We start from the raw sequence: 4,886 nt of genomic DNA on the forward strand, positions 1-4,886 counted from the left end.
CTGAGTGTCTTATGCTCTAGCGGCGAAGTGGACACGCCTCAAAGAATAAGGATTGCTTGAAGCAGTCAAACTTCTTTGGAAGCCCCCACTTCAAATTTTCGCTAGAAAATTAAGTGGGGGTAGTTCACAAACAGTCCGATTTCCATTATATGACGGTTGGTTATAAAAGCCATACCATCTATGTGGTGAATCAAGAAGAAAATGAAACGCTCGGACGAGGGGTATTTTACAGCAAAGATGACGGCAAAACGTGGTCGCCAAGTCAATTGAATGGCCTGCCGCAAACGGCAGCGAGAACGATTGTGGCTCACCCAACGGATGAAAATATGGTCGGGATTAGTACAGCCGAGGGAGTTTTCATTTCGAGAGATAACGGGAATACGTTTGAACGGTTTACGAGAAAAATTGATACGACGACATTTATGTTTCAAGAAAAGTCGGTTGTATTTGCAGCTGTAGAGAATGATCAGTCTATACTCATCAAACAATCATTAGACACAAAACACGAAGAAGTTCTTGCTGTTCCGCCATTGGATGAAAAAGATCATATCATGTATATAACTTCTAATCCAGCAAACGACAAAGAAATTGTGATCGTTACAATGAACGGGGATATTTTTATGACAAAAAATAACGGTGGAAGTTGGACAAAACTAGCATCAGAAGGGGAAATATAGGGACATGCGGGCGCATGTCTTTTTGTTTGCCTAAAAATATATCGCTCCATAATTTTTGCAAAATTCACTGCTACAATATAAGTAACGGATGGAGAGGGTGAGAAGAAGAGTGTATTCATTCCTAAGCCAAATCAGCAACCTGCTGAGCCAGCCGTTTCTGAATATGGCCAACAGCACAACAGCGCTTCCTGTTTTGTCAGCGTTTCTTCTTGGCATCGTCGGAGCGATGGCTCCGTGCCAGCTGACTAGCAACTTAGGAGCAATCACGTTGTACAGCAACCAATCTCTGCAAAAGGGGATCGCTTGGAAAGAACTGCTTTTATTTATTTTCGGAAAGGTCATCGCTTTTTCCGGGTTAGGCTTGATCGTCTGGTTGATGGGGAAGGAGATTCAAAGTACACTGACACTATACTTTCCATGGTTAAGAAAGCTGATTGGCCCGATTCTTGTTCTCGTAGGCTTGTATTTGTTAGGGCTTTTTAAAATGTATTGGAATGTCACTTTGTTCAGAGTGCCGGAGAGATGGGTAAAAGGAAAAATCGGTTCGTTTTTCATGGGATTTGGCTTTTCGTTGGCTTTTTGTCCAACGATGTTTGTTTTATTTTTTGTTACTCTAATGCCTCTCGTATACTCAACGTCTTATGGAGTGTTGTTGCCGAGCGTCTTTGCCGTCGGAACTTCTGTACCGGTTATTTTCTTCATCCTCATCCTTTGGTACTTAGGATTGAGCGGTGCTGTCATGAAAAAAGGAAGACGGGTAGGGAAGCTCATTCAGCAAACCGCTGGAATTGTGATGGTATTGCTTGGCGTGTTCGATACCATCACTTATTGGTTTTAAAGAAGATGATGCAGTAACAATGTTTGGAAGAACGTTTCAAGATGGTTAGGGTGATGTAGTTATAGTTGTATTTTTTTCGTCGCAAAGAAGAATCCTTTCTAATACCGATAGAAATATGAATTTTGGGGGAATGTATATTGCAATTCGGCAATATAGTCGTTCAGGGCGAAAATCTTTTGCTTATCAGCGGCTTATTGATAAGTTATGTCATGTTTTATTATGGTATTAAAGTATTAAAATTGTGAATTTTTTGTGGAAAGCGGGCTTTTTCCTGCGCAGGTATTGATTACGGTTTTGTGGTGAACATGATTTGTAGAGGGGATCTCTGTTGCATTTTATACCCATTACCGGTATAATGTAATTAAAAGAGGTGATGTTTGATGAACCATTATGAAGATCATCATGTGGATAAAAAAATGGTTCCACGAACAGAACAGGAAATCGAACGCATTATCAAGCGCTTGAAGCGCATCGAAGGACAAGTGCGCGGTGTACAAAAAATGGTGGAGGACAATCGTTATTGCATCGATATTTTAGTGCAAATTTCTGCGATCAGAGCGGCGTTGAACCAAGTCGGGCTGCAGCTGCTTGAACGCCACGTGAGCCATTGCGTGGCGAAAGCGATCCGTGAAGGGAGCGGAGACGAATCGATTCGCGAATTGATGGATGTGATGAAACAATTTTCGAAGTAAGGGAGGGAAAGGGAAATGGGAGAGCCGAAAACCGTGACGCTGAAGGTGACCGGCATGACATGCGCCGCGTGCGCCAATCGGATTGAGAAAGTATTAAATAAGATGGACGGCGTCAAAGCCCATGTCAATTTGGCCACGGAAAAAGCCACGATTCAATACGATCCATCGAAGCAAACGATCGCCGATATCGAAACGAAAATTGAGAATTTGGGGTATGGCGTTGCGACGGAAAAAGTGACGCTTGATATTGAAGGAATGACATGTGCGGCCTGTGCGACGCGGATTGAAAAAGGGTTAAATCGGATGGAAGGTGTGACAAGCGCTGCTGTCAACTTGGCGACAAACAGCGCGGTGGTCGAATACAAGGAGGGTGTTACATCTGTCGAAGACATTTTAGAGAAAATCAAAAAGCTTGGGTATAAGGGGCAAATTCGAAACGAAGAACAAGACGATGCTGGCCGGAAAGAAGAGCGGTTGAAACAAAAACAACGGCAACTTGCCATTTCTATCATCTTATCGTTGCCGCTGCTTTATACGATGCTGGCTCATATGCCGTTTGCTATTGGCTTGCCGATGCCGCAGCTCTTGATGAATCCGTGGTTTCAGCTTCTTTTCGCTACACCGGTTCAGTTCTACATCGGCGGTCCTTTCTATGTCGGGGCGTACCGGGCGTTGCGAAACAAGAGCGCGAACATGGACGTCCTAGTGGCGCTTGGAACATCGGCCGCGTACGTTTACAGCTTGTACGAAGCTTTTCGGACACTTGGGAATCCTGACTATATGCCGAGACTGTATTTTGAAACAAGCGCCGTCTTGATTACGCTTGTGCTTGTCGGAAAATACGTTGAGGCTCTTGCGAAAGGGCGGACAACGGAAGCGATTTCAAAGCTCCTTAGCTTGCAGGCAAAGGAAGCTACTGTCATCCGTCATGGGGAAGAAAGAAAAGTTCCGCTCGAGGAAGTGGTGATCGGCGATACGATCGTTGTCAAGCCAGGAGAAAAAATCCCGGTGGACGGTACGGTCATCGCCGGAGCATCCTCCGTAGACGAATCGATGATTACCGGTGAATCGATTCCGGTTGATAAGAAGGAAGGCGACTATGTGATCGGGGCGACGATGAATACGAATGGCGTACTGACCATTCGTGCCGAAAAAGTCGGAAAAGATACCGCGCTGGCCAATATCATTAAAATCGTTGAAGAGGCGCAAGGGTCGAAAGCCCCGATTCAGCGGATGGCGGATACCATTTCCGGCATTTTCGTACCGATTGTTGTCGGAATTGCGGTTGTTTCCTTTCTAATCTGGTACTTCTTCGTTGCGCCGGGTGATTTGGCCAAAGCTCTTGAGGTGGCCATCGCTGTTCTTGTCATCGCGTGCCCTTGTGCGCTCGGTTTGGCCACACCGACATCGATTATGGTCGGTACAGGAAAAGGGGCAGAACAAGGAATTCTCTTTAAAGGAGGTGAGTACCTAGAGGGAACGCATAAAATCAATGCCGTATTACTCGATAAAACAGGAACCGTGACAAAAGGAAAACCGGAAGTCACCGATGTGCTAGCCTTCCGCGAGGACATGCTCGATTATGCGGTTTCCGCCGAGAGCGCTTCGGAGCATCCGCTGGCTCATGCGATTGTTGAATACGGGAAGAAACAAGCGATTTCGATGAAGCCATTGGAGCACTTCTCCGCCATTACCGGCCACGGAATTGAAGCTGTCATTGACGGAAAAAGCATCCTTATTGGGACGCGAAAATTGATGAAGGAACGCTCTGTAGCGATTTCTGTGCATGAAGATAAAATGGTAGAGCTTGAAAAACAAGGGAAAACAGTGATGCTCGTTGCCATCGATGGACAGCTTGCCGGCATCATTGCTGTCGCGGATACGGTGAAAGAAAGCTCGAAAGAAGCGATTCAAACATTAAAACAAATGGGCATCGATGTCTATATGGCAACAGGGGACAATCAACGGACAGCGGAAGCGATCGCCAATGAAGTAGGCATTGAGCATGTGTACGCCGAGGTGCTCCCGGAAAACAAAGCGAACATCGTCGAGGAATTGCAAAAGCAAGGAAAACGTGTGGCGATGGTCGGCGATGGGATTAACGACGCTCCAGCTCTGGCCAAAGCGGATATTGGGATGGCGATTGGCACAGGAGCTGATGTCGCCATCGAGACCGCTGATGTGACCTTGGTCGGCGGCGATTTGCGCCATATCCCGAAAGCCATTGAGTTGAGCCGCCAAACGATGAAAAACATTCGGCAAAATCTGTTCTGGGCGTTGTTTTATAATACGATTGGCATTCCGGTCGCCGCTTTCGGATTATTGGAGCCATGGATCGCTGGAGCGGCGATGGCATTCAGCTCTGTGTCGGTTGTCGCCAACGCGCTTCGTTTGAAACGCGTGAAACTATAAACATTCAAGGAGGAATGGACGATGACCATTACATTACAAGTACAAGGAATGACATGCGGACATTGCAAAGCGGCGGTGACCAATGCCCTTCAAGCGTTGGATGGCGTCAGCCGTGTAGAAGTGCATTTGCAAGAAGGAACTGTCGATGTGGAGTATGATGAAACAAAGGTCAGCGTAGAAAAACTGAAAGAAGCGATTGAAGAGCAAGGATATGATGTGAAATAACATACGGAAGGTGCCCCGAAGTGATGAACATATCCCTGTCAA

Annotated in this window: 4 protein-coding genes and 1 pseudogene; all 5 read left to right on the forward strand. The window is 46.1% G+C overall.

Going from position 1 to position 4,886, the window contains the following annotated elements; genetic code table 11:
* Nucleotides 1-125: 125 nt before the first annotated feature.
* Nucleotides 126-677: pseudogene (locus tag DI44_RS0116980) on the forward strand (hypothetical protein); the annotation flags it as partial.
* Nucleotides 678-786: 109 nt separating this feature from the next.
* Nucleotides 787-1,515 carry a sulfite exporter TauE/SafE family protein gene (locus tag DI44_RS11845; RefSeq protein ID WP_015863917.1) on the forward strand — a complete coding sequence of 243 codons (729 nt, stop codon included), beginning with the start codon at nucleotides 787-789 and terminating at the stop codon, nucleotides 1,513-1,515.
* A gap of 380 nt (nucleotides 1,516-1,895) precedes the next feature.
* Nucleotides 1,896-2,207 carry a metal-sensing transcriptional repressor gene (locus tag DI44_RS11840; RefSeq protein WP_013523213.1) on the forward strand — a complete coding sequence of 104 codons (312 nt, stop codon included), beginning with the start codon at nucleotides 1,896-1,898 and terminating at the stop codon, nucleotides 2,205-2,207.
* Nucleotides 2,208-2,222: 15 nt separating this feature from the next.
* A complete protein-coding gene (locus DI44_RS11835; protein ID WP_033024914.1) occupies nucleotides 2,223-4,619 on the forward strand; it encodes a heavy metal translocating P-type ATPase in 2,397 nt (798 codons plus the stop codon).
* A gap of 21 nt (nucleotides 4,620-4,640) precedes the next feature.
* Nucleotides 4,641-4,844, forward strand: a complete 204-nt coding sequence (gene copZ / locus DI44_RS11830; protein WP_011230404.1) for a copper chaperone CopZ — start codon at nucleotides 4,641-4,643, stop codon at nucleotides 4,842-4,844.
* The last annotated feature ends 42 nt before the right edge of the window (nucleotides 4,845-4,886 follow it).

Source organism: Geobacillus sp. CAMR5420, assembly GCF_000691465.1.
GTDB classification, from domain to species: Bacteria; Bacillota; Bacilli; order Bacillales; family Anoxybacillaceae; genus Geobacillus; species Geobacillus thermoleovorans.

What these genes read in the sequence shown, in the direction of transcription:
- copZ (WP_011230404.1), top strand. Translation starts at nt 4,641, where the DNA reads ATGACCATTACATTACAAGTACAAGGAATGACATGCGGACATTGCAAA.
- DI44_RS11835 (WP_033024914.1), top strand. Translation starts at nt 2,223, where the DNA reads ATGGGAGAGCCGAAAACCGTGACGCTGAAGGTGACCGGCATGACATGC.
- DI44_RS11840 (WP_013523213.1), top strand. Translation starts at nt 1,896, where the DNA reads ATGAACCATTATGAAGATCATCATGTGGATAAAAAAATGGTTCCACGA.